The sequence below is a fragment of the Streptomyces sp. NPDC107454 genome (genome assembly GCF_055582885.1).
Window position 1 is genome coordinate 184,782 of record NZ_JBVJPA010000012.1, and the last position, 24,676, is coordinate 209,457.

20 protein-coding genes are annotated in these 24,676 nt (G+C 70.2%); 12 read left to right on the forward strand and 8 right to left on the reverse strand.

The genetic code is table 11. The annotated features are described in order from the left end of the window. Positions 1-64: 64 nt before the first annotated feature. From ACZ69M_RS30060 to ACZ69M_RS30090, 7 genes are all read left to right on the forward strand, one after another. Entirely contained in the window at positions 65-1,276 is a 1,212-nt protein-coding gene (locus ACZ69M_RS30060; protein ID WP_054235923.1) for a phosphoglycerate kinase, read from the forward strand. 6 nt (positions 1,277-1,282) lie between these two features. Next, positions 1,283-2,059, forward strand: a complete 777-nt coding sequence (gene tpiA / locus ACZ69M_RS30065; protein WP_470054672.1) for a triose-phosphate isomerase — start codon at positions 1,283-1,285, stop codon at positions 2,057-2,059. Between the two features lie 125 nt (positions 2,060-2,184). Next, positions 2,185-2,421 carry a preprotein translocase subunit SecG gene (secG, locus tag ACZ69M_RS30070; RefSeq protein WP_006373292.1) on the forward strand — a complete coding sequence of 79 codons (237 nt, stop codon included), beginning with the start codon at positions 2,185-2,187 and terminating at the stop codon, positions 2,419-2,421. Positions 2,422-2,657: 236 nt separating this feature from the next. Continuing rightward, the gene (locus ACZ69M_RS30075) at positions 2,658-2,993 is read left to right on the forward strand and encodes an RNA polymerase-binding protein RbpA (RefSeq protein WP_075026247.1); all 336 of its coding nucleotides are present in this window, start codon (positions 2,658-2,660) and stop codon (positions 2,991-2,993) included. A 188-nt stretch (positions 2,994-3,181) separates the two neighbouring features. After that, a complete protein-coding gene (locus tag ACZ69M_RS30080) occupies positions 3,182-4,450 on the forward strand; it encodes an MFS transporter (RefSeq protein ID WP_470054675.1) in 1,269 nt (422 codons plus the stop codon). A gap of 72 nt (positions 4,451-4,522) precedes the next feature. Beyond that, complete coding sequence (gene pgi / locus ACZ69M_RS30085) at positions 4,523-6,175, forward strand: glucose-6-phosphate isomerase (protein ID WP_470054677.1); 1,653 nt, start codon at positions 4,523-4,525, stop codon at positions 6,173-6,175. A gap of 101 nt (positions 6,176-6,276) precedes the next feature. Then, positions 6,277-7,245 carry a hypothetical protein gene (locus ACZ69M_RS30090; RefSeq protein WP_470054679.1) on the forward strand — a complete coding sequence of 323 codons (969 nt, stop codon included), beginning with the start codon at positions 6,277-6,279 and terminating at the stop codon, positions 7,243-7,245. A gap of 19 nt (positions 7,246-7,264) precedes the next feature. Here ACZ69M_RS30090 and ACZ69M_RS30095 read toward each other — a convergent pair whose 3' ends face one another. The 3 genes from ACZ69M_RS30095 to ACZ69M_RS30105 are packed head-to-tail and all read right to left on the reverse strand — an operon-like array spanning position 7,265 to position 10,847. Then, positions 7,265-9,556 carry an ABC transporter permease gene (locus tag ACZ69M_RS30095; protein WP_470054681.1) on the reverse strand — a complete coding sequence of 764 codons (2,292 nt, stop codon included), beginning with the start codon at positions 9,554-9,556 and terminating at the stop codon, positions 7,265-7,267. Between the two features lie 5 nt (positions 9,557-9,561). After that, complete coding sequence (locus tag ACZ69M_RS30100; RefSeq protein WP_470054683.1) at positions 9,562-10,335, reverse strand: ABC transporter ATP-binding protein; 774 nt, start codon at positions 10,333-10,335, stop codon at positions 9,562-9,564. After that, a complete protein-coding gene (locus tag ACZ69M_RS30105; protein WP_470054685.1) occupies positions 10,332-10,847 on the reverse strand; it encodes a PadR family transcriptional regulator in 516 nt (171 codons plus the stop codon). The genes ACZ69M_RS30100 and ACZ69M_RS30105 overlap by 4 nt, the downstream gene beginning before the upstream one ends. A gap of 186 nt (positions 10,848-11,033) precedes the next feature. Between ACZ69M_RS30105 and ACZ69M_RS30110 the strand changes: the two genes are divergently transcribed. The 5 genes from ACZ69M_RS30110 to ACZ69M_RS30130 all read left to right on the forward strand — a co-directional run bounded on the left by ACZ69M_RS30110 (position 11,034) and on the right by ACZ69M_RS30130 (position 17,747). Then, positions 11,034-12,305, forward strand: coding sequence for an ABC transporter substrate-binding protein (locus ACZ69M_RS30110; RefSeq protein WP_470054687.1), 1,272 nt, complete (start codon positions 11,034-11,036; stop codon positions 12,303-12,305). A gap of 209 nt (positions 12,306-12,514) precedes the next feature. Continuing rightward, on the forward strand, positions 12,515-14,152 hold the full coding sequence (locus ACZ69M_RS30115; protein ID WP_470054689.1) for a glycoside hydrolase family 13 protein: 1,638 nt from the start codon (positions 12,515-12,517) through the stop codon (positions 14,150-14,152). 69 nt (positions 14,153-14,221) lie between these two features. Next, on the forward strand, positions 14,222-15,547 hold the full coding sequence (locus ACZ69M_RS30120) for an ABC transporter substrate-binding protein (RefSeq protein ID WP_470054691.1): 1,326 nt from the start codon (positions 14,222-14,224) through the stop codon (positions 15,545-15,547). Between the two features lie 5 nt (positions 15,548-15,552). Then, positions 15,553-16,911, forward strand: coding sequence for an ABC transporter permease (locus tag ACZ69M_RS30125; protein ID WP_470054693.1), 1,359 nt, complete (start codon positions 15,553-15,555; stop codon positions 16,909-16,911). Next, positions 16,908-17,747, forward strand: coding sequence for a carbohydrate ABC transporter permease (locus ACZ69M_RS30130; protein ID WP_352048587.1), 840 nt, complete (start codon positions 16,908-16,910; stop codon positions 17,745-17,747). The genes ACZ69M_RS30125 and ACZ69M_RS30130 overlap by 4 nt, the downstream gene beginning before the upstream one ends. A gap of 66 nt (positions 17,748-17,813) precedes the next feature. Here the strand turns inward: ACZ69M_RS30130 and pgl are convergent, their stop codons facing one another. From pgl to tkt, 5 genes are read right to left on the reverse strand one after another with little or no spacing between them, the layout of a single operon-like run. Next, a complete protein-coding gene (pgl, locus tag ACZ69M_RS30135) occupies positions 17,814-18,596 on the reverse strand; it encodes a 6-phosphogluconolactonase (protein WP_470054696.1) in 783 nt (260 codons plus the stop codon). After that, entirely contained in the window at positions 18,593-19,654 is a 1,062-nt protein-coding gene (gene opcA, locus ACZ69M_RS30140) for a glucose-6-phosphate dehydrogenase assembly protein OpcA (RefSeq protein ID WP_470054698.1), read from the reverse strand. The genes pgl and opcA overlap by 4 nt, the downstream gene beginning before the upstream one ends. Continuing rightward, positions 19,651-21,177 (reverse strand): glucose-6-phosphate dehydrogenase, encoded by a 1,527-nt coding sequence (gene zwf, locus ACZ69M_RS30145; RefSeq protein ID WP_403693337.1) that lies wholly within the window; start codon positions 21,175-21,177, stop codon positions 19,651-19,653. Before zwf ends, opcA begins: the two co-directional genes overlap by 4 nt. A gap of 1 nt (position 21,178) precedes the next feature. Beyond that, positions 21,179-22,297, reverse strand: a complete 1,119-nt coding sequence (tal, locus tag ACZ69M_RS30150; protein ID WP_470054700.1) for a transaldolase — start codon at positions 22,295-22,297, stop codon at positions 21,179-21,181. A gap of 34 nt (positions 22,298-22,331) precedes the next feature. Beyond that, entirely contained in the window at positions 22,332-24,434 is a 2,103-nt protein-coding gene (gene tkt, locus ACZ69M_RS30155; protein ID WP_470054702.1) for a transketolase, read from the reverse strand. Between the last annotated feature and the right edge of the window lie 242 nt (positions 24,435-24,676).

A 24,676-nucleotide genomic window follows, 5' to 3' on the forward strand; every position in this document is an offset into this window, starting at 1 on the left:
GCCCTGCTCTGTGCACGGATCGATCAGCCCTCCCGGACAACAGAGCCTTCCTAGGAGTCCCTTTATGAAGACGATCGACGAACTTCTCGCCGAAGGCGTGGACGGCAAGCGGGTCTTCGTCCGCGCCGACCTCAACGTGCCGCTGGCCGACGGCCTCATCACCGACGACGGCCGTATCCGCGCCGTCCTGCCCACCATCAAGGCCCTCGCCGAAGCGGGCGCCAAGGTGGTCGTTGCCTCGCACCTGGGCCGCCCCAAGGGCGCCCCGGACCCGGCGTTCTCCCTGCTGCAGCCCGCCGAGCGTCTCGGTGAACTGCTCGGTGCCCCCGTGGCGTTCGCCCAGGACACCGTCGGCCCTGCCGCCCACGACGCGGTGAACGGCCTCCAGCCCGGCCAGGTCGCCGTCATCGAGAACCTGCGCTTCAACCCGGGCGAGACGTCCAAGGACGACACCGAGCGCGGCGAGTTCGCCGACCAGCTCGCCGCCCTGGCCGACGTCTACGTAGGCGACGGTTTCGGTGCCGTGCACCGCAAGCACGCCTCCGTGTACGACCTCCCGGCGCGCCTTCCGCACTACGCGGGCTACCTCATCGCCACCGAGGTCAACGTCCTGAAGAAGCTCACCGAGGACGTCAAGCGCCCCTACGTCGTCGCGCTCGGCGGCGCCAAGGTCTCCGACAAGCTCGCCGTCATCGACCAGCTGCTCGGCAAGGCCGACCGTCTGCTCATCGGCGGTGGCATGGCGTACACCTTCCTCAAGGCCAAGGGGTACGAGGTCGGCATCTCCCTCCTTCAGGAGGACCAGGTTCCGGCCGTCAAGGAGTACATGGACCGCGCGGAGAAGAACGGCGTCGAGCTGGTCCTCCCCGTCGACGTCCTGGTCGCTCCGGAGTTCCCGGACCTGAAGACCAAGGCCCCCGCCAACCCCACCACCGTCGCCGCGGACGCCATCCCGGCCGACCAGGAGGGCCTGGACATCGGTCCGGAGACCCGCAAGCTGTACGCCTCGAAGCTCGCCGACGCGGCCACCGTCTTCTGGAACGGTCCGATGGGCGTCTTCGAGCACCCCGACTACGCCGAGGGCACCAAGGCGGTCGCCCAGGCCCTCGTCGAATCCCCGGCCTTCACGGTCGTCGGCGGTGGCGACTCCGCCGCGGCCGTCCGCATCCTGGGCTTCGACGAGAAGGCATTCGGTCACATCTCGACCGGTGGCGGCGCCTCCCTCGAATACCTCGAGGGCAAGACGCTCCCCGGCCTCGCCGCACTGGAGGACTGACCCCGCATGACGACCCGTATGCCGCTGATGGCGGGCAACTGGAAGATGAACCTCAACCACCTCGAGGCCATCGCGCACGTCCAGAAGCTCGCCTTCGCCCTGGCCGACAAGGACTACGAGGCCTGTGAGGTCGCCGTCCTGCCGCCCTTCACCGACCTGCGCTCCGTGCAGACCCTGGTCGACGGCGACAAGCTCAAGATCAAGTACGGCGCGCAGGACCTGTCGGCGCAGGACTCCGGCGCCTACACCGGCGAGATCTCGGGCCCGATGCTGTCCAAGCTGAAGTGCACGTACGTGGCGATCGGCCACTCCGAGCGTCGGCAGTACCACAACGAGACCGACGAGATCGTCAACGCCAAGATCAAGGCCGCCTTCAAGCACGGCCTGACCCCGATCCTGTGCGTCGGCGAGGAGCTGGACGTCCGTGAGGCGGGCAATCACGTCTCGCACACGCTCTCCCAGGTCGACGGCGGTCTCAAGGACGTCCCGGCGGAGCAGGCCGAGTCGATCGTGATCGCTTACGAGCCGGTCTGGGCCATCGGCACCGGCAAGGTCTGCGGCTCCGACGACGCCCAGGAGGTCTGCGCGGCGATCCGCGCCCGGCTGGCCGAGCTGTACTCCCAGGAAGTGGCCGACCAGGTCCGTATCCAGTACGGCGGCTCCGTGAAGTCCGGCAATGTCGCGGAGATCATGGCGAAGCCCGACATCGACGGCGCCCTGGTCGGCGGTGCCTCTCTGGACGCCGACGAGTTCGTCAAGATCGTCCGCTTCCGCGACCAGTAAGTATGCGCTAGCGGCGATTCGTCGTACCCTTGCGGGGGTCGCGGCCTTCCGAGTGGGCTTGAGGTGCTCACCCAGTAGGCTTCGGCCCCCGTCGTCCATTCAGTTCCGAGGAAGTTGGTCCAGCCGTGGTTTTGGGGTTCTCGATCGCCCTGATCGTCTTCAGCCTGCTGCTGATGCTGCTGGTGCTGATGCACAAGGGGAAGGGCGGCGGTCTCTCCGACATGTTCGGTGGCGGCATGCAGTCGTCCGTCGGTGGCTCCTCGGTCGCCGAGCGCAACCTCGACCGCATCACCGTGGTGATCGGTCTGCTCTGGTTCGCGTCCATTGTCGTGCTCGGCATCCTGATGAAGGTCAACAACTGATCACCGACCGACATCGGTACAGCAGCACAACTGCACATTACGCAAGCACAATCCGCACGTAAGGCCCCATGTCCGGTGCGCGCCCCCAGGCGCGGCCTATCATGGGGCTTGCGTCTAGGGGCCGGGGTGTAACTCCAATCACTGGACGCGCGTTGGGCCTTACGTAGACTGAGGCGCTCGCAGCGAAGCGTCACGCCGACTCGCTTCGCGGCACCATCACGCAGGGAGTTACGACCGTGGCAAGTGGCAACGCGATCCGAGGAAGCCGGGTCGGGGCGGGGCCGATGGGCGAGGCCGAGCGCGGCGAGTCCGCGCCGCGGCTGCGCATCTCCTTCTGGTGCTCCAACGGGCACGAGACGGTGCCCAGCTTCGCCAGCGACGCGCAGGTTCCCGAGACCTGGGACTGCCCGCGCTGCGGCTTTCCCGCCGGACAGGACCAGGACAACCCGCCGGACCCGCCGCGCACCGAGCCGTACAAGACGCACCTCGCGTACGTACGGGAGCGGCGCAGCGACGCGGACGGCGAGGCCATCCTCGCCGAGGCGCTCGCCAAACTGCGGGGCGAAATCTAGGAGTTGAGAACCGGCCGGGCACCGAGGTGCCTGGCCGGACGTGTTTCGTACACCGGGTCGCGCGCGGGCGCGCCGCCGGGGCGCGCCCGCGTGTCCACCCGGTCACGGAGCGTCCGCGGCCCCGTCGCGAGCCGATTGTCAGTGGTGCCCTCTACCGTTCTTGAAGTGGCGGAACCGGAGGGGGCGTTGTGACGACGGTCGAGGCGGCGGGGGCGCGTGCACCCGCGTGGGGCGGGGGGTTCGGGCGGCTGTGGAGCGCGGCGGTGGTGTCGCGTTTCGGGGACGCCCTGCGCACCGCCGCGCTGCCGCTGCTCGCCGTGCGGCTCACGGACGATCCGCTCGTCATCGCCTCCGTCACGGCCTGCGGCTACCTCCCCTGGCTCCTGTTCGGGCTGCTGGGCGGCGCGGTCGCGGACCGGGTGGACCAGCGGCGGGCGATGTGGGCCGTCGACACCGTACGCGGCGGGCTGGTGGCCTGCTTCGCCCTCGCCGTCGGGCTCGGCCACGCCACGATCGGCCTGCTGATCGCGCTCGCCTTCGCCCTGACCAGCCTCCAGACACTGTTCGACAACGCGTCCACGGCACTGCTGCCCTCCCTGGTGGGCAAAGAGACCCTGGGCAGCGCCAATGCCAGGCTGATGACCGGCCAGCAGCTGGCCGGCGGCTTCCTGGCCGGCCCCTTCGTGCCGCTGCTGCTCACGCTCGGGGCCGCCGCGCCGTTCGCGGCCGACGCGGTCACCTATCTGCTGGCCGCGGCCCTCGTGGCCTCCCTGCGGATCCGGGGGCCCGAGCGGGAGCCCCGGCCCGCCGGGAGCACCCTGCGGGCGGAGGTGGCCGAAGGAGTGCGCACCCTGTGGCACGACCGGGTGCTGCGCGCGGTCTGCACGGCCACACTGCTGTGCAACATCGGCATGGGCGCCCTGATCGCCACGCTGGTCCTGCACGTGACCGGCTGGCTGCACGCGGGAAACGCGGGCTTCGCGGCCGCGATGACGGCCTACTCGGCCGGATCCCTGGCCGGGGGAGTGCAGGCCCAGTGGATCGCGCGCCGGATCGGGCGGGTACGGAGCCTGATCCTGTGCGGATGCGTCCAGACGGCGGCCCTCGTACTCCTCGGCACCGTCCGCCACCTGGGTGCACTCCTCGCGGGCATGGTCCTGCTCGGACTGATGGGCATGGTGTGGAACGTCAACCAGGTCACGCTGATGCAGCAGCGCAGCCCGGCAGCCATGGTGGGCCGCGTCAGCTCCGCGTTCCGCACCGCCTCCACCTCCGGGGCCCCGGTCGGCGCCCTGCTCGGAGGCACCGTGGCGGGCGCCTACGGGCTGAACGGACCCGCGCTGTTCGCGGCCGTCCTCTTCGGGCTCGCCGTCACCTCGCTGATACCCGCGCATCTGCCGGACGTATCTGTTGTTGAGCCGGACGACGGCGCTACGACAGCTCACGTCAAGCCCTGATCAATTAGGTTGGGACCGGCAGTGGGGCGAGGCAAGCAGCAGCACACGCAGGAAAGAAGGCGGAAGCCAGAGATGAACGCAGACAGCCGTGCCAGGCTCAACCAGACGCCCGAGTGGACCGCTCTGGCCAAGCACCGCGAGGAGCTCGCCCAGACCCATCTGCGGGACCTGTTCGCAACCGACCCCGGGCGCGGAACCGGGTACACCCTCCAGGTCGGCGATCTGCACGTCGACTACTCCAAGCACCTGGTCACCGACGAGACGCTGGGGCTGCTGCGCGAGCTGGCGGCGGCGACCGACGTCTTCGGGCTGCGGGACGCCATGTTCCGCGGCGAGAAGATCAACGTCACCGAGAACCGGGCCGTGCTCCACGTGGCGCTGCGCGCCCCGCGCGACGCGGTGATCGAGGTCGACGGGGAGAACGTCGTCCCGGCCGTGCACGCCGTGCTCGACAAGATGGCCGGCTTCGCCGAGCGGGTCCGCTCCGGCGAGTGGACCGGTCACACCGGCAAGCGCATCAAGAACGTCGTGAACATCGGTATCGGCGGCTCCGACCTCGGTCCGGCGATGGCGTACGAGGTGCTGCGCTCCTTCACCGACCGCGACCTCACGGTCCGCTTCGTGTCGAACGTGGACGGCGCCGACCTGCACGAGGCCGTCCGCGACCTCGACCCGGCCGAGACGCTGTTCATCATCGCCTCGAAGACGTTCACCACCATCGAGACGATCACCAACGCGACCTCCGCGCGCAACTGGCTGCTGACCGAGCTGAGGGCCGGTCAGGAGGCGGTGGCCAAGCACTTCGTGGCGCTGTCGACCAACGCCGAGAAGGTCGCCGACTTCGGTATCGACACGGCCAACATGTTCGAGTTCTGGGACTGGGTCGGCGGACGGTACTCGTACGACTCCGCGATCGGTCTGTCCCTGATGATCGCGATCGGGCCGGACCGCTTCCGGGAGATGCTCGACGGGTTCCACCTCGTCGACGAGCACTTCCGCACCGCGCCCGCCGAGACCAATGTGCCGCTGCTGATGGGCCTGTTGGGCATCTGGTACGGCAACTTCCACGACGCCCAGTCGCACGCCGTACTGCCGTACTCGCACTACCTTTCGAAGTTCACGGCGTATCTGCAGCAGTTGGACATGGAGTCCAACGGCAAGTCCGTGGGGCGCGACGGGCACGACGTGGAGTGGGAGACCGGCCCGGTGGTGTGGGGCACGCCCGGCACCAACGGGCAGCACGCCTACTACCAGCTCATCCACCAGGGCACGAAGCTGATCCCGGCGGACTTCATCGGTTTCGCCGAGCCCGTCGCCGATCTGCTGCCGGGCCTGGTCGCCCAGCACGACCTGCTGATGGCGAACTTCTTCGCGCAGACCCAGGCCCTCGCCTTCGGCAAGACGCCCGACGAGGTGCGCGCCGAGGGCGTGCCCGAGGAACTGGTCCCGCACAAGACGTTCAAGGGCAACCACCCGACGACGACGATCCTCGCGAGGAAGCTGTCGCCTTCGGTCCTCGGCCAGTTGGTCGCCCTCTACGAGCACAAGGTGTTCGTCCAGGGCGCGGTCTGGAACATCGACTCCTTCGACCAGTGGGGCGTCGAGCTCGGCAAGGTCCTCGCCAAGCGGGTCGAACCCGCGCTGACCGAGGGCGCCGACGTGCCGGGCCTGGACGAGTCGACGAAGGCACTCGTCGCGAAGTACCGGGAGCTGCGCGGCCGGTAGGCGCGGTCGCGCGTGGGTCACGGAAAGCGGGCGGTGGGAGTCCGCCCGCTTCCCGTAGACTCCCGGGCGATCATGCGGATGAAGGCTCGGGGGAGCGGAAGTTGACTGATTCGCGAGGGAGTTGGACGGGCGGCACGCTGACGGCGAGGTCGTTTCTGAGGCCGAAGCGGGTCGCGGAGGCGGTGTTCCATCCGGCGTGGATCCCGGAGGCGGTCGATCCGGGGGTGGAGCGGCTCAAGCGGGTACGGGTCATCGCCGGGGCGGTCGCGGCGGTCGGTGTCTACACCTTCGTGCAAGGCGGGTTCGCCTTCACGGAAATGCTGCAGAACATGCTGACGGCGTCCGCCGTGCTGCTGTTCATCACACCGTTGACCGTCGGGGCGATGCTCTTCGTCTGGCGGCGCACCGGGACGGTCCGGCAGCTGCGGGTGCCGCTCGGCAACTCGTTCAAGCTGCTGCTGGCATTCGTCGGGTCCATCGTCCTGACCGTGCTGATGTGGTGGCTTGCCACCGGGGTCGGAGGGTTCGCCCTGGTGCTGGGGCTGGTGGCGATCTGGCTGACCGGCTTCGTCGGCTCGGGTGCGGTGAAGGTGTCCGGCAACTTCTTCGGTACGGCCGCGGTGCATCGGTGTCTGCCGCCGTTGCTCGCCACCGTGACGACGTGGCTGATGGCCCTTCCGGACCTCGCCACGGGGGATCTGCACGGGCTCAGTCTCGGGATGGGGGTCGTCTTCATTCTGGGGGCGCCGGTGACGGTCACGGGGATTGCCGCGCTGGAGATGTACCGGTTGCGCAGGCGGCACGGGATACGGCTGAGGGCGCATCCGGCCACACTGCCTCCGCCAGTCCCGTCGGCTCCGCCTGCCCCGCCGTACGGGTACCTGCCGCCGCAGGGCAACCCGTACGGGCCGGGTCCGGCGTACACGTACAACCAGGGCAACCCCTATGCGCCGGGGCAGCGGAACCCCTACAACCAGGGACCGCGGAACCCCTACAACCAGGGACCGCGGAACCCCTACAACCAGGGACCGCAGAACCCCTACAACCAGCAGGACCCGCACGGGTTCTGACCGCGCGCGGGTCCCAGGCTCAGGCCACCGCGCTCAGGGTGTCCGCGAGTCGTCGTCGGGCGGCGCGGCCGGCGGGGAGCGCGGCGAGGGCGGCGGCGCCCAGGACCGCGGCCAGACCGAACAGGGACAGCAGGAGGGGGGACGGCCCCCGGGCGATACCGGCGCCGATTCCACTCGACTTGCCCTGGACGTCGATCAGCCAGTGCGCCAGAGGCAGCCCCAGCGCCGTACCCGCGAGGACCGCTGCCAGCGCGGTGCAGGCGGTGGCCGTGACGGTGACCGCCGTGATCTGCCGCGGAGACAGCCCGATGGCCTTGAGCGCCAGGAGATCCCGTTCGCCCTCGCGTACGGTGCCGCCGACCGCGGTCAGCAGCTCGATGAGTCCGATGAGGGCCAGTACGGCGATCAGTCCGACGACGACGCCGCGCAACGGCGAGAGACCGTCGGCCGGGTTGGTCACGGCGTGCACGTCCAGGTGCCCGTGCCCGGCCGCGGTCAGCTCGGCGGCGACCCTGCCCGGATCGGCGCCGGGGCGCAACTGGAGCTGGTAGAGGGTCGGGCGCAGCTCCGGGTCGTTCTCGCGCAGGGTGTCGAGCGAGGTGGAGATGACGCGGCCGCCGTTCTCCGGCTCGATGCTGCGGCCGACGATGTGCAGGATCTGCGGGCGCGCGCCTACGGTCATCCGCACCCAGTCCCCGACGCGCACGTCCAGCAGGTCGAGCAGTCCCTGACCGGCCACCGCCTCGTCGGGCCCGCGGGCCGGGCGGCCCTCGGCCAGCGAGAACGGGTACGGGTCCTGGCGCGTACCGAGCCCGCGCAGTGCGATCGTCGCCGTCTGGCCCGGAACCAGAGCGGCCACCTCGGCGCCCGGATGCACGGCGGTGACCTGTGCGTTCCGGGCGAGCAGGGCGCGGGCCGCGGGATCGCCGAGGCTCTCGTCCGGGTGCGCCGTGAGCGCGGCCGCGAGGCCGATCCGCTCCGGTTCGCTGTGGAAGCGGTCGATGGTGGTCCAGGCACTCAGCGCGACCACGATCAGCAGCAGCGGAAGAGCGAGCCGGGCGACCGTGGCCAGCGAGCGCGGCCGCCGCGGGAACGCCTGGTGCCAGCCCAGCACGAGCGCGGGGGGCAGTCGCAGTCCGAGCGCCCGGCGGGCCACACCCGACAGGCGGCCGGCCGGCGGTGCCGCGGCCCGCAGCACCGGCACGGGGGGCACCCGGCCCGCCCGCCACGCGGCGATCCCGGTCGTCGCGCCGATGAAGACCACCGCGGCCACCGGTACCGCCAACAGGACCGCGGTGTGTCCGGGCAGTCCCTGCCAGACACCCAGGGCGTCGCCGAGGCGGCCGGGGATCCGGCTCCCCAGCGCCTGCGTGAGCGTGGCGGCGGCCAGGGCGCCCAGCGACGCGTACACCACGTGCTGGATCAGGAAGATGCGCACCACCTGGCCGGGCGTGAACCCGATCGCCTTCAGTACCGAGATGTCCCGCAGGTGGCCGCGGATACGGGTACCGATCGCGCCGTGCACGGCGAGCGCGGCGGCGAGGAGCGCGCCGAGGCCGAACAGGCCCAGCACCTGTCCCAGCAGCCGGTTGTCGCCCTGGGCCTCGGCGCGGGCCTGCTGCCAGTTCGACACCTGGGTGACCGCGCCGGAGCCGAGCGTCGTCACCGCGCGCTGCACGGCGTAGTCCGTGTCTCCGGGATCGGTCAGGCGCAGGCCGATGACCTGGCCCGTATGTCCGTCCGCGCCCCGCACAGCGGAGGGCAGCGCCCAGACGACCCCCGCCCGCTCGCCGGGGCGGTAGCGGGGCTCGGCGCTGTCGGTCACGCCCAGGACGGTCAGGGTGCGTGCGGTGCCGGGCACGGTGAGGGTGTCCCCGGGCTCGGCCCACAGCGCACGGGCGAGGCTTTCCTCCAGGACGACTCCGTCGGGCCGGGCGTGGTCGAGCCAGTGACCGGAGACGAGCAGCGGCCGACCGGTGGCGGGCGGCTCGACGGCGCCGCGCAGCTCGACGGAGGCACGGGTGCCGCGTGACTCGACGGTGGCGGACGCGGTGCGGTACGGGCCCGCCACGGACGCGACGCCGTCCAGCCGCGCGAGCCGCCCGGCGTCGGCGGACGCGCCGGTGTGGATCCACACATGGGCGCCGTGCGACTGCCTGAAGACGCGCTGCCAGGGGTTCGTCGCGTATCCGAAGAGCGCCGCGGCGAGCAGTAGCGAGGTGACGATTCCCGCGGTGGCGAGCACGATGAACAGCGCCTCGCCCCGGTGCGTGCGCAGATCGGCATGCGCCCAGCGCAGAGTGGCCCGCACGCCGCTCAGTCCCTCAGTTCCAGCACGCCGGATATCCCGGCGCCGCGTGACGGCGTGCCGTCGAGTTCCGCGTCGTCGGCCATGCGGCCGTCGAAGAAGCTGATCACGCGGTCCGCGGCGCTGGCGAGCCGGGCGTCGTGGGTGACGAGCACGATCGTCTGACCGCGCTGGTGGAAGCGGGACAGCAGCCGCATCACCTCGCGGGTGCCCTTGCTGTCCAGGCTGCCCGCGGGTTCGTCGGCCAGCAGCAGGGACGGATGGTTGACCAGCGCCCGGGCCAGGGCGACGCGCTGCTGTTCGCCGCCGGACAGTTCACCCGGCATGCTCCGTCCCTTGCCCTCCAAGCCCAGCTCGGACAGCAGCCGCTCGCGCTCGGCGCGCGCCTGCCTGGGGGAGACCCCGGCGAGCAGGGCGGGCAGCTCCACGTTGTCGGCGACCGACAGGTTGGAGACCAGGTTGAAGAACTGGAAGACGATGCCGATGCGCCGTCGCCGTTCCACCGCCCAGCGCGCCTCGCTGTACGCGTCCGTGCACTCGCCGTCCAGCCAGACGCTGCCGGAGTCGGGCCGCTGGAGGCCGCCGAGGAGGTGCAGCAGCGTGGACTTGCCGGCACCGGACGGGCCGGTGACGGCCACGAACTCGCCCTGGCGCACGGCAAGATCCACTCCCCGCACGGCATACGCCGGGGCGCCCTCGCCGTAGTGGGTCTTGACCAGGCCCTCGGCGCGCAGCAAGGGAGCCGAACCCTCGGCGCGCGGCACAGGAGCGGTGTGGCTCATTCCAGCTCCTCCAGTTCCTCCTGGCAGCGCTCCAGCCAGTCCAGATCGGCCTGAAGGTGCAGCATGGCGCCCTCGATCAGCAGCTGGGAGATGCGGTTGTCCCGGTCCTCGGCCGCGGCGAGCTTCGACAGGTTGCGCATGGTGTTCAGATACTGCCGCCGCTGTTTGTTGATCAGCGCGATCTGGTCGGCCAGGCCGGTTGTCGGGGCGAGCGCGAGTTTCATGAAGAACTCGTCCCGTACCCGAGGCTCGTCCGCCGTCTCCTGATACCAGGCCTGCAGCGCCTCGCGCCCGGTATCGGTGAGGTGGTAGATCTTCTTGTTGGGTCGGCTCGACTGCTCGACTTCCTCGCCCTCGATCAGTCCCGCCTTCTCGAGGCGGCCGAGCGTGACGTAGATCTGGCCGACGTTGGGCTGAGGGTACGCGGAGCCCAGCAGTTGCTCAAGGTCCTGCTTGAGCTCGTACCCGTGGGCCGGGCCTCGCGCCAGCAGGGCCAGGAGGGGCAGCCGCACCCGTGCTCTCCTCCCCGCGTCCTTGTCATGTGCCGCAGACCGATGTCATACCGATGTCAGGCCGTTGCCCGGTCGATGCGGCCGGAGACCAATGTGTCGCAGGCCCTAGTATCGCCCATACCTAACAGGTATACGGCCACTGACGCCGGGCGAGGGTGCCCGACGCCGGTGTACAGGGAGGAACCTATGCGGTGGATACGTGCCGCCGGTAGGGGCCTCCTGGTCGCGGCGGTGGTCCTGACCGGTTACGTCGCCTCCGGCACCCCCGCCGACGGGGCGCACGGCGCCGGTCGCGGCCCGCTCACCCTGGCGACCGCGGGGGACCTCACCGGCTATCTGGGGCCACTGCTCGAAGGGTGGAACCGTACCCACCCCGGCGAGAAGGTCACCCTCGTCGAACTCCCGGACTCCGCCGACGAGACGCACGCGCAGATGACGACAGACCTGCGCGGCGGCGGCAGAAGCCGCTTCGACGTCCTCAACATCGACGTCGCCTGGACCTCGGAGTTCGCCGCCGCGGGCTGGATCTCTCCGCTGGACCGCGGCCGCTTCCCGCTCCGCAGCTTCCTGCCGCCGGTCGTGGACACGGCGACGTACGACGGAAGGCTGTACGCGGTCCCGTACGTCACCAACGCGGGACTCCTCCTGTACCGCAAGGACGTCCTCGCCAAGGAGGGCGTCGCGCCGCCGCGGACCTGGGCCGAGCTGGAGCGACAGGCGAGGACCATCGCCCCGAAGTACGGACTCGACGGCTACGCCGGCCAGTTCCTGCCCTACGAGGGTCTCACCGTGAACGCGGCGGAGGCGGTCTACTCGGCGGGCGGTACGATCCTCGGCGACGAGGGCGAGCGCGTCACCGTGAACTCCGAGGCCGCCCGCGAGGGCATCGGGTTCCTCGCCGACGGCGTGCGCGACGGCTGGATCTCGAAGAAGGCGCTGACGTACAAGGAAGAGGAGTCCAAACAGGCCTTCCAGGACGGCCACCTCCTCTTTCTGCGCAACTGGCCGTACGCCTACGTCGGTGCTTCCGGCAAGGGATCGGCGGTCGCCGGGAAGGTCGGCGCGGTCCCCCTGCCCGGACCCGAGGGACCGGGCACGAGCGTGCTGGGCGGCTCCAACCTGGCCGTCAACACGCATGCGCGGCACCCCGATTCGGCCGCGCGCCTGATCGCGTACCTCACGACCGAGCGGGCGCAGCGCCAGGTCCTCACCAAGGGTGCGCTGCCGCCCGTACGGGCGGCGCTGTACCAGGACCCGGAGCTGATCCGGGAGTTCCCCTATCTGCCCACGCTGCGTGCCAGCGTCCTCGCGGCCGCCCCGCGCCCCAAGAGCCCGCGCTACGACCAGGTCAGCCTGGTCGTGCAGGCCGTGGTCCACGATGCGATGACGGGGCACGAGACGCCATCCGCGGCGGTACGGCGGCTGGCGCGCGAGCTGGCGGCCATCCCACACCGCTAGCACCCGGCGGTGCCCTGTTGGCATCCTGCTAGTTACTTGTTAGGTAAAGGGAGCATCCCATCTCTGGATTCTGCGCCCGAAAAATCTGCATATAACTGACCAACTCTCCGGTCAATGCCGGGTTGATGCTGCCTACTCGTTGACACCCACGCGACACGCCTACCTAACATGCATGCATAACCGCAGGCACGCACAGACAGGTCCAACGGGTGACCCTCAACACGCACCGCTGGTGGCGCGACGCAGTGATCTACCAGGTGTACGTCCGCAGCTTCCTGGACAGCACCGGTGACGGCATCGGCGATCTCGCCGGGGTTCGCGCGGGCATGCCGTACCTCAAGAAGCTCGGTGTCGACGGCATCTGGCTGAGCCCCTTCTACCCCTCGCCGCAGCACGACCACGGCTACGACGTCGCCGACTACTGCGACGTGGACCCGCTCTTCGGCGACCTCGCCGAGTTCGACCTGCTGATGACCGACGCCCGACGCCTCGGCGTCAAGGTGCTCCTGGACATCGTCCCCAACCACTGCTCCAGTGAGCACCCGTGGTTCCGTGCCGCGCTCGCGGCGGAGCCGGGCAGCGCGGCCCGCGCCCGCTTCCACTTCGCCGACGGACGCGGCCCGGACGGCGCCGAGCCGCCCAACAACTGGCACGCCATGTTCGGCGGACCCGCCTGGTCCCGCGTCACCGAGGCGGACGGCAGCCCCGGTCAGTGGTACCTGCACATGTTCACGTCCGAGCAGCCCGACCTGAACTGGCGCAACCCCGAGGTCGGCGCGCACTTCGACCACGTGCTGCGGTTCTGGCTCGACCGGGGCGTCGACGGCTTCCGCATCGACGTCGCCGCCGGCCTCTTCAAGCACCCCGGCCTGCCGGACTCGTCCGACCCGGAGGCCGACGCCCGCACCCGCGACTCGGTCAACCCGCTCGCCTGGAACCGGCCCGAGGTGCACGACGTGTGGCGCCACTGGCGGTCCGTCTGTGAGGAGTACACCGGGCGCGACGGCCGCGACCGGCTGCTGGTCGGCGAGGTCTCGGTACCGACGGCCCGCGAACACGCCCAGTACGTACGCCCGGACGAGCTCCACCAGGCCTTCTTCTTCGACCTGCTCAGCGCGCCCTGGAACGCCGACGCCTTCCGCAAGGTGATCTCCGAGGCCATGCAGGACATCGCCGGCACCGGATCGACGGTCACCTGGGTCCTCAACAACCACGACCAGGTCCGTACCGTCACCCGCTACGGCGAGCTCGGCACCGAGGGGAGCGGCCTCGGCACGGCCCGTGCCCGCGCCGCCGCACTGCTGATGCTGGCGCTGCCCGGAGCCGCGTACATCTACCAGGGCGAGGAGCTCGGGCTGCCCGAGGTCGTCGACCTGCCCGACGACGTGCTGACCGACCCGATCTTCCGCCGCACGGGCAGCCGCGCCCGTATCCGCGACGGCTGCCGGGTGCCGCTGCCCTGGTCCGGGCACGCCTCGCCGTTCGGCTTCACCTCGGGCGCCGAGAGCGCCAAGCCGTGGCTGCCGCAGCCCGCCTACTTCGCCGAGTACGCCACCGACCGCGCGCTCGCCGACACCCGCTCCTTCTGGCACCTGTACCGCGACGGGCTCCAGCTGCGCGCCGGACTCCCGCAGCTGGGCGAGGGCGCGCTGCGCTGGCTTCAGGCACCGCCCGGCGTCCTCGCCTTCGTCCGCGGCGACGGCCTGGTGTGCGCCGTCAACTTCGGTACGGCCCCCACGCCCGCGCCGGTCTCCGGCACCCCCTTGCTGTCCAGCGGCCCCTGTCCGGCCGGCGTGCTGCCCGGCTCGACGGCCGCCTGGTGGATCAGCGACTGCACGAATCCCTGACCGTCCCCTCCTCTGCTTTCCGTTCCTCCGGTTTCCGTCCATTCCCCTGCCCTGAAAGGGACATCAACGATGATGCGACGACGTACGACCCTGCTCGCGAGCTGCACGGCCCTCGCCCTGGCCCTCGGCGCCACCGCCTGCGGGGGCGGGCCCGTAGCCGCCGGAGGCGGCGGCAAGTCGCTCAGCGGCCAGACGATCACCGTGGCCGGTGTCTGGTCCGGCAGTGAGCAGAAGAACTTCCAGAAGGTCCTGGACGCCTTCACCGCGAAGACGGGCGCCAAGACCCAGTTCGTCTCCACCGGCGACAACGTCTCCATGGTCGTCGGCAGCAAGATCGAGGGCGGCAACGCCCCCGACGTGGTGATGGTCCCGCAGGTCGGCGTCCTCCAGCAGTTCGCGAAGGAGGGCTGGCTCAAGCCGCTCTCCAAGACCACCGAACAGTCCGTCGACACCAATTACGCGAGCGTCTGGAAGAAGTACGGCAGCGTCGGCGACACCCTGTACGGCCTGTACTTCAAGGCCGCCCACAAGTCGACCGTCTGGTACAGCCCCGATGCGCTCGACCAGGCGGGTGTCAAGCCACCGACCACGTACGACGCCATGCTGAAGGCCGGACACACCGTCTCCGACTCGGGCCTCGCCGCCTTCTCCGTCGCCGGACAGGACGGCTGGACGCTCACCGACTGGTTCGAGAACATCTACCTCTCCCAGGCGGGGCCCGAGAAGTACGACGCCCTGGCCGCCCACCAGCTGAAGTGGACCGACCCGACCGTGGTCGAGGCGCTCACCACCCTCGGCAAGCTCTTCAAGGACAAGCAACTGATGGCCGGCGGCCAGAAGGGGGCCCTGAACACGGACTTCCCCGGCTCCGTCGAGAAGGTCTTCGGACCCAAGCCCGAGGCGGGCATGGTCTACGAGGGCGACTTCGTCGCCGGGGTCGCCAAGGACCAGTTCGGCAAGAAGATCGGCCAGGACGCGAACTTCTTCCCCTTCCCCGCGGTCGACGGCGGCAAGGCGCCGGTCGTCAGCGGCGGCGACGCGGCCGTGGTCCTCAAGGACGGCAAGAACCAGAAGGCCGCCATGACGTTCCTGGAGTACCTGGCGACCCCCGAAGCGGCCGCCGTCTGGGCCGGGGCGGGCGGCTTCCTCTCCCCGAACAAGAAGCTCGACCTCGCCTCCTACAGCGACGACATCGCCCGCGAGACCGCCAAGTCCCTGGTCGCCGCCGGGGATTCGGTCCGCTTCGACATGTCCGACCAGGCCCCCGCCGCGTTCGGCGGCACCAAGGGCGCCGGCGAGTGGAAGATCCTCCAGGACTTCCTCCGTGACCCCTCGGACCCGAAGGCGACCGCGGCCGAACTGGAGAAGGCCGCGGCCAAGGCGTACCAGGGCTGATCACCATGACCGCCACCCTCGTGAAAGAGGCGAGCCCTCCGGCCGCCGGCATGGCCGACCACAGACGGCGCGCCAGACGCCGCGGCCGGATCATCGCCCTCGTCTTCGTCCTCCCCGCCCTGCTCCTGCTCGGCGCGCTCGTCGTCTACCCCGTGGTCTTCTCCGTGGGGCGCAGCTTCTTCGACGCCTCCGGCAGCCGGTTCGTGGGCGGCGACAACTACACCGAGATGTTCCGCGACCCAGCCACGCTCAAGGCCGTACGCAACAGCGCCATCTGGGTCGTCGTCGCGCCGACGCTGCTCACCGGGCTCGGCCTGGTGCTCGCCGTCCTGGTCGAGAAGATCCGCTGGGCCACCGCGTTCAAGCTGCTGCTGTTCATGCCCATGGCGGTCTCCTTCCTGGCCGCCGGCATCATCTTCCGGCTCGCGTACGACGAGGACCCCGACAAGGGGGTCCTGAACGCCGCCGTGGTCGGCGTCCACGACGCGTTCGAGGGAACCTCGTCGTATCCGACCGCCCGCGCCCGTGACGGCCGGGGCCTCACCAAGGGCGCCGACGGTTCGTACCGTACGACCGCCTCCGCCTCGCCCGGCGACACGGTCGGCCTCGGCCTCGTCGGCGTCCTGCCCAAGGATCTGCCGAAGGACGCGAAGCCCGCCTACACGGCCGCAGGGCAGAAGGCGGCCCGGGACGAGCTGCGCGGTGTCGTCTACCTGGACTTCACACCCGGCGGGGGAGGGAAACAGGGCCAGGTCGACCGCGGGGAGAGCGGCCTGCCCGAGATGAAGGTCGAGGCGGCGCGCGACGGGAAGACGGTCGCGAGCACGACCACCGCGGCCGACGGTTCCTTCCGCTTCCCTGGGCTGGACCCCGGCTCGTACACCGTGCGGCTGCCCGCGTCGAACTTCAGCCCGCCGTACGAGGGTGTGTCCTGGCTCGGTCCGGCGCTGGTCACCCCCGCCATCATCGGCGCGTACCTGTGGATCTGGACCGGCTTCGCCATGGTGCTGATCGGCGCCGGACTCGCCGCCCTGCCGCGCGACGCGCTGGAGGCGGCCCGGATGGACGGCGCCAACGAGTGGCAGATCTTCCGCCGGATCACCGTCCCACTGCTGGCACCCGTGCTCACCGTCGTCTTCGTCACGCTCGTGATCAACGTGATGAAGGTCTTCGACCTCGTCTACATCATCGCGCCCGGCCCCGTGCAGGAGGACGCCACCGTGCTCGCCACCCAGATGTGGCTGGTGTCCTTCGGCGGCGGCAACAACCAGGGCCTGGGCAGCGCACTCGGTGTGCTCCTCCTGCTCCTGGTCGTCCCCGCCATGGTCTTCAACGTCCGCCGCTTCCGAAGGAGTCAACGATGAACGCGCTCAGGCGGGGGCTCGGCAACGGCCTGGTGCAGGCGTTCCTGGTGATCGTCGGCCTGGTCTGGGTCACCCCGCTCGCAGGGCTCTTCCTCTCCTCGATGCGCTCGGCGCACGACACCGCCGAGGGAGGCTGGTGGACGGTGCTGACCAGACCCGGTCAGCTCTCCTTCGACAACTACTCAGCCCTCCTCGGCAATGCGGGGATGACGCGGGCGTTCTGGAACACCGTGCTGATCTCCGTGCCGGCCACCGTCCTCGTCGTGGTGATCGCGGCGCTCGCCGGATACGCCTTCGCCTGGCTGGAGTTCCCCTTCCGGGACACGATCTTCCTGGTCGTGGTGGCGTTGTTGGTGGTGCCGGTCCAGATCGGGCTGCTGCCGGTCGCCAAACTCTTCGGCGCGCTGGGGCTGTTCGGCACGATTCCCGGTGTGGTGCTCTTCCACGTCTCCTACGGGCTGCCGTTCGCCATCTTCCTGCTGCGCAACTACTTCGCGGAGATGCCGAAGGAGATGCTGGAGGCCGCCCGGATGGACGGAGGCAGCGAGTGGCGCATCTTCACCCGGCTGGTGCTGCCGGTCGGACGCCCGGCCCTCGCGAGCCTGGCCATCTTCCAGTTCCTGTGGGTGTGGAACGACATGCTGGTCGCGCTGCTGTTCGCCGACAGTTCCTCGCAGCCGCTGACGGTCGAACTCCAGTCCCAGATACGACAGTTCGGCAGCAACATCGATGTGCTGGCGCCGGGGGCGTTTCTGTCGCTGATCGTTCCGGTGCTGGTGTTCTTCGCGTTCCAGCGGCACTTTGTGCAAGGGGTGATGGCCGGGTCGGTGAAGTGAGAGGCCGCGGGCTCGGGCCCCGCCAAAAGACCGCGCGGTCCTTTGGCGGGGGCCCTACCCCTGGGCTCAGGCCGAAGCCGGCGGGTACAGCGAGCGCGGCAGCTGGGAGGCAGCCGCGGAGTCCAGGAGCCACAGGGTGCGGGAGCGCCCCTGGGCGCCGGCCGCCGGGGCCTGCACCTCGCCCGCGCCCGAGAGGGCGATCGCCGCGGCCTGCGCCTTGTCCTCGCCGGCCGCCAGCAACCAGACCTCACGGGCGGAACGGATGGCGGGCAGGGTGAGCGTGACCCGGGTCGGCGGGGGCTTGGGGGCGCCGTGCACACCCACCACCGTGCGCTCCGTCTCACGGACCGCGGGCAGCTCCGGGAAGAGCGAGGCCACGTGGGTGTCGGGGCCGACGCCCAGCATCAGGACGTCGAACGAGGGCACGGAAGCGTGGTTCTCGGGGCCCGCGGCCTTCGCGAGCTCGGCCGCGTACGCCTCCGCCGCCGCGTCCACGTCGGTACCGTACGGACCGTCGGACGCGGGCATCGGATGCACGCGCGCGGGGTCCACCGGCACCGAGTCCAGCAGTGCCGCACGGGCCTGGGTGTCGTTGCGGTCCGGATCGCCCTCGGGCAGGAACCGCTCGTCACCCCACCACAGGTCGATGCGGCCCCAGTCGATGGCGTCCCGGGCGGGCGCGGTAGCGAGCGCCGCGAGGAGCCCGTTGCCGTTGCGCCCGCCGGTGAGGACCACCGAGGCGTAGCCGCGCGAGGCCTGCGCGTCCACGACCTTGGTGATCAGCCGGGCCGCGGCGGCCTGGGCCATCAGCTCCTTGTCGCGGTGCACGACGAGCTGCGGAGTGTTCACTCGGAGGCCGCCTTCTTCGCAGGGGCCTTCGCGGCGGCTTTCGCGGGGGCCTTCTTCGTGGGTGCCTTGGCGGCGACGGTCTTGACGGCCGCCTTCGCCGTGGCCGGTTCCTCCTCGACGGCCTCGGCCGTCGCCCCGTTCAGCCGGTCCACCCCGTACCGCAGCGCCGACGCGTAGGTGTCGTCCGGGTCGAGCCGGCGCAGTTCCTCCGCGATCAGCTCCGAGGTGTCGCGGCGCTTGAGGGCCACCGCACGGTCGGGCTGGCCGTTGATGGAGAGGGTCGCCAGAGTGCCGTCGGCGCGGTCCAGGGCGATCGGGCCGCAGCTCGTCTCCATGCGGACGGCGGTGAGGCCGGGGCCGGAGGACTTGGACCGCTTGACAGGAACGTCCAGCCGGTCCGCGAGCCACATGGCGAGCAGCTCCACGCTCGGGTTGAACTCCTCGCCCTCCACCTCGACCGCGTTCACGTCACAGATGACCTGGTCGAGGGCGGCGGCCAGCATCGAGCGCCAGGGCGTGATGCGGGTCCAGGAGAGGTCGGTGTCCCCGGGGGTGTAGGCGTCGGCACGCGCGTTGAGTTCGCGTACGGGCGCCTCGGCGGCGTAGGTGTCGGTGACGCGGCGCTGGGCCAGCTTTCCGAGCGGGTCGTTGGCCGGGTCGAGCGGCGCGCTCACCGGCCACCAGACGACGACCGGCGCGTCCGGCAGCAGCAGCGGCAGGACGACCGAGTCGGCGTGGTCGGCGACCTCACCGTACAGCCGCAGCACGACCGTCTCGCCGGTGCCCGCGTCCGCGCCGACCCGTACCTCGGCGTCGAGGCGCGACTTCGTGCGGTCGCGGGGCGAGCGGGAGACGCGCTTGATGACCACGAGGGTGCGCGAGGGGTGCTCGCGGGACGCCTCGTTGGCGGCCTTCAGAGCGTCGTAGGCGTTCTCCTCGTCGGTGACGATGACGAGGGTGAGCACCATGCCGACGGCGGGGGTGCCGATGGCGCGGCGGCCCCGCACCAGCGCCTTGTTGATCTTGCTGGCCGTGGTGTCCGTGAGGTCTATCTTCATGGGCGACGCCAGCTCCGTCCGTCTCGCTCGAGCATTTCGTCGGCCTCGACGGGGCCCCACGTGCCCGAGGGGTACTGCGCGGGCTTGCCGTGCTTGTCCCAGTACTGCTCGATCGGGTCGAGGATCTTCCAGGACAGCTCGACCTCCTCCGTGCGCGGGAAGAGGTTCGAGTCGCCCAGCAGGACGTCCAGGATCAGGCGCTCGTACGCCTCCGGGCTCGACTCCGTGAAGGACTCGCCGTAGGCGAAGTCCATGGAGACGTCCCGGATCTCCATCGAGGTGCCGGGCACCTTGGAGCCGAAGCGGACCGTGATGCCCTCGTCGGGCTGGACGCGGATGACGATCGCGTTCTGCCCCAGCTCCTCCGTCGCCGTGTGGTCGAAGGGGGAGTGCGGGGCGCGCTGGAAGACCACCGCGATCTCGGTGACGCGGCGGCCGAGCCGCTTGCCGGTGCGCAGGTAGAAGGGGACGCCCGCCCAGCGGCGGTTGTCCACCTCGACCTTGATCGCGGCGTAGGTGTCGGTCTTCGACTTGGGGTCGATGCCGTCTTCCTGGAGGTAGCCGACGGCCTTCTCGCCGCCCTGCCAGCCGGCCGCGTACTGCCCGCGGACGGTGTCGCGGCCCAGATCCCGGGGGATCCGGACCGCGCCGAGAACCTTGGTCTTCTCGGCGGCGAGGGCGTCCGCGTCGAAGGAGGCGGGCTCCTCCATGGCGGTCAGGGCCATCAGCTGCAGGAGGTGGTTCTGGATCACGTCCCGGGCGGCGCCGATGCCGTCGTAGTAGCCGGCCCGGCCGCCGATACCGATGTCCTCGGCCATGGTGATCTGCACGTGGTCGACGAAGGACCGGTTCCAGATCGGCTCGAACATGGTGTTGGCGAAGCGGAGCGCCAGGATGTTCTGGACGGTCTCCTTGCCGAGGTAGTGGTCGATGCGGAAGACCTGGTCCGAGGCGAAGACCTCGTGCACGATCGCGTTGAGTTCCTCGGCCGACTTCAGGTCGTGGCCGAAGGGCTTCTCGATGACCGCGCGCCGCCAGGAGCCGTTCGACTGGTCGGCCAGGTGATGCTTCTTCAGCTGCTGGATGACCACCGGGAAGGCGGACGGCGGCACGGAGAGGTAGAAGGCGAAGTTGCCGCCCGTGCCCTGTGCCTTGTCCAGCTCGTCGATCGTGGCGCGCAGCCGCTCGAACGCGTCGTCGTCGTCGAAGGTGCCCTGGACGAAGCGCATCCCCTGGATGAGCTGCTGCCAGACCTCCTCGCGGAACTCCGTACGGGCGTGTTCCTTGACGGCGTCGTGGACCTCCTGGGCGAAGTCCTCGTTCCTCCACTCGCGGCGGGCGAAGCCGACGAGCGAGAAGCCCGGCGGCAGCAGCCCGCGGTTGGCGAGGTCGTACACGGCGGGCATCAGCTTTTTACGTGACAAATCGCCCGTGACGCCGAAGATGACCAGGCCCGACGGCCCCGCGATACGCGGGAGCCGTCGGTCTGCGGGGTCACGCAGCGGGTTGCTGCTTGACAAGATTTCAGCCCTCCGAAGGGGCGAGGCGCTTGAGCTCCGCCTCTGTGGACTTGAGCAGGTCGTTCCAGGACGCCGCGAACTTCTCGACGCCCTCGTCCTCCAGGAGCTGGACCACGTCGTCGTACGAGATCCCGAGCTTCTCGACCGCGTCGAGCTCGGCGCGCGACTGCTCGTACGTGCCGGCGATGGTGTTACCGGTGATGTCGCCGTGGTCCTCGGTGGCCTGCAGAGTGGCCTCCGGCATGGTGTTCACCGTGCTCGGCGCCACCAGATCGTCGACGTACAGGGTGTCCTTGTACGCCGGGTCCTTGACGCCGGTCGACGCCCACAGCGGGCGCTGCTTGTTGGCCTGCGCCTTGTCGAGGGCGGCCCAGCGGTCGGAGGAGAAGACCTCCTCGTACGCCTCGTAGGCGAGCCGGGCGTTGGCGAGAGCCGCCTTGCCGCGGGCGGTCTTGGCCTCGGGGGTGCCCAGGGCGTCGAGCCGCTTGTCGATCTCGGTGTCCACGCGGGACACGAAGAAGGACGCCACCGAGTGGATCTTGGAGAGGTCCAGGCCCGCGGCCTTCGCCTTCTCCAGACCCGCCAGGTAGGCGTCCATGACCTCGCGGTATCGCTCCAGCGAGAAGATCAGCGTGACGTTGACGCTGATGCCCCTGCCGATGACCTCGGTGATCGCGGGCAGGCCCGCCTTGGTCGCCGGGATCTTGATGAGCGTGTTCGGGCGGTCCACCAGCCAGGCCAGCTGCTTGGCCTCGGCGATGGTCGCGCCGGTGTTGTGGGCGAGGCGCGGGTCGACCTCGATGGAGACCCGGCCGTCCTGGCCCTGCGTCGCGTCGAAGACCGGGCGCAGGATGTCGGCGGCGTCACGGACGTCCGCCGTCGTGATCATGCGGATGGCCTCGTCGACGGTGACCTTGCGGGCGGCGAGATCGGCGAGCTGCTGCTCGTAGCCGTCGCCACTGCTGATCGCCTTCTGGAAGATCGACGGGTTGGTGGTGACGCCCACGACGTGCTGCTGGTCGATCAGTTCGGCGAGATTGCCGGACGTGATCCGCTTGCGCGACAGGTCGTCCAGCCAGATCGCGACGCCTTCCTCGGAGAGGCGCTTGAGTGCGTCTGTCATGGAAATTGCATCTCCTACGTGTCGTATATCAGCGTCAGCGCTGGGCTGCGGCGATCGATTCCCGGGCGGCGTTGGCGACGTTCTCGGCAGTGAAGCCGAACTCACGGAAGAGGACCTTGCCGTCGGCCGAAGCGCCGAAGTGCTCCAGCGAAACAATGCGTCCCGCGTCCCCGACGAACCGGTGCCAGGTCAGACCGATACCGGCCTCGATCGAGACGCGCGCCTTCACCGACGGCGGCAGGACGCTGTCCCGGTACCCCTGGTCCTGCTCCTCGAACCACTCCACACACGGCATGGACACGACCCGCGTCGGGACGCCCGCGGCCTGGAGCTGCTCGCGTGCCTCCACCGCCACGTGCACCTCGGAACCGGTGGCGATGAGGATGACCTCCGGCTCCGCGCTCTGCCCGCCGGGCCCTTCGGCCTCGAAGCGGACGTAACCGCCCTTGACCGTGTTCTCGTCGGCCTCGTACGTCGGCACGCCCTGACGGGTCAGCGCGAGGCCGTGCGGGGCGCCCTTGCCGAAGACCTTCGTGTAGCGCCCCAGGATCTCGCGCCAGGCGATCGCGGTCTCGTTGGCGTCCGCGGGACGGACGACGTTGAGGCCGGGGATGGCGCGCAGCGAGGCCAGGTGCTCGACCGGCTGGTGGGTCGGGCCGTCCTCACCGAGACCGATGGAGTCGTGCGTCCACACGTACGTCACCGGCAGGTGCATCAGCGCGGACAGACGCACGGCGTTGCGCATGTAGTCGGAGAACACCAGGAAGGTGCCGCCGTAGACACGGGTGTTGCCGTGCAGCGTGATGCCGTTCATCTCCGCAGCCATGGAGTGCTCGCGGATGCCGAAGTGGATCGTGCGGCCGTACGGGTTCGCGCCCGGCAGCGGGTTGTCGGCCGGCAGGAACGAGGAGTTCGGGTCGATCGTCGTGTTGTTCGAGCCCGCGAGGTCGGCGGAGCCGCCCCACAGCTCGGGGATGACCGCACCGAGAGCCTGCAGCACCTTGCCGGACGCGGCACGGGTGGCGACACCCTTGCCCGCCTCGAACGCCGGGAGCTTCTCCTCCCAGCCGGCCGGCAGCTCGCACGCGGCGATCCGGTCGAACTCGGCGGCACGCTCGGGCTGAGCGGTGCGCCACTCCTGGAAGCCCTTCTCCCACTCCGCCTTCGCCTCACGGCCGCGGTCGAGAGCCTGGCGGGTGTGCGCGAGGACCTCGTCCGCGACGTCGAAGGACTTCTCCGGGTCGAAGCCGAGGACGCGCTTGGTGGCCGCGACCTCGTCCTCGCCGAGCGCCGAGCCGTGCGCGGCCTCGGTGTTCTGCGCGTGCGGAGCGGGCCAGGCGATGATCGAGCGCATCGCGATGAACGACGGCTTGTCCGTCACCTTCTTCGCGGCCTCGATCGCGTTGTAGATGGCGTGCGGGTCGATGTCGCCGTCCGGCTTCGGCGCGACGCGCTGCACGTGCCAGCCGTACGCCTCGTACCGCTTGACGGTGTCCTCGGAGACCGCCGTCTCGGTGTCGCCCTCGATCGAGATGTGGTTGTCGTCCCACAGCAGCACGAGGTTGCCGAGCTTCTGGTGACCGGCCAGGGAGGACGCCTCGTGCGAGATGCCCTCCTGGAGGCAGCCGTCGCCGGCGATCGCGTAGATGAAGTGGTCGAAGGGGGACTCGCCCTGCGCCGTGTCCGGGTCGAACAGACCGCGCTCGTAGCGGGCGGCCATCGCCATGCCCACCGCGTTGGCGACACCCTGCCCGAGCGGGCCGGTCGTGGTCTCCACGCCCGGGGTGTGTCCGTACTCCGGGTGCCCCGGGGTGCGGGAGCCCCACGTCCGGAAGGACTCCAGATCGTCCAGCTCCAGGCCGAACCCGGCCAGGTAGAGCTGCGTGTAGAGGGTCAGTGACGAGTGGCCCGCGGACAGCACGAAGCGGTCACGTCCGGTCCAGTCGGGATCCGCCGGGTCGTGCCGCATCACCTTCTGAAAGAGGGTGTACGCGGCAGGCGCCAGACTCATGGCCGTACCGGGATGGCCGTTTCCGACCTTCTGTACGGCATCGGCGGCCAGGACGCGGGCGGTGTCGACGGCCCGCTGGTCCAACTCGGTCCACTCGAGGTCTGTGGTGGTCGGCTTGGTGCTCACCCTGGGTCAGGGCTCCTCTCCACATGTCACGCATGTCGAATGCCGGTGCACTGGGCGCCCACCGGCCGTTGTCGAGCCTACCCCCGTAGGTACGTGCGTTTTTTCGAGTCATTCCAGACTGCCGGGACTCTCCGGGATCCGCCTCCCGACTGGTCCGTTCCGTGTTCGGCAACTGAATACGGAGCCGCTCGTAAGAGTGCTCAATCGAGCTCCGTCGCGCCCGTTGTGCACGCCCGCCTCCC

Coding starts and splice junctions, on each gene's coding strand:
- ACZ69M_RS30060 (WP_054235923.1), top strand. CDS start 65: ATGAAGACGATCGACGAACTTCTCGCCGAAGGCGTGGACGGCAAGCGG.
- opcA (WP_470054698.1), bottom strand. CDS start 19,654: ATGAAGATAGACCTCACGGACACCACGGCCAGCAAGATCAACAAGGCG.
- ACZ69M_RS30130 (WP_352048587.1), top strand. CDS start 16,908: ATGAACGCGCTCAGGCGGGGGCTCGGCAACGGCCTGGTGCAGGCGTTC.
- ACZ69M_RS30125 (WP_470054693.1), top strand. CDS start 15,553: ATGACCGCCACCCTCGTGAAAGAGGCGAGCCCTCCGGCCGCCGGCATG.
- ACZ69M_RS30120 (WP_470054691.1), top strand. CDS start 14,222: ATGATGCGACGACGTACGACCCTGCTCGCGAGCTGCACGGCCCTCGCC.
- pgi (WP_470054677.1), top strand. CDS start 4,523: ATGAACGCAGACAGCCGTGCCAGGCTCAACCAGACGCCCGAGTGGACC.
- tal (WP_470054700.1), bottom strand. CDS start 22,297: ATGACAGACGCACTCAAGCGCCTCTCCGAGGAAGGCGTCGCGATCTGG.
- ACZ69M_RS30100 (WP_470054683.1), bottom strand. CDS start 10,335: ATGAGCCACACCGCTCCTGTGCCGCGCGCCGAGGGTTCGGCTCCCTTG.
- ACZ69M_RS30110 (WP_470054687.1), top strand. CDS start 11,034: ATGCGGTGGATACGTGCCGCCGGTAGGGGCCTCCTGGTCGCGGCGGTG.
- tpiA (WP_470054672.1), top strand. CDS start 1,283: ATGACGACCCGTATGCCGCTGATGGCGGGCAACTGGAAGATGAACCTC.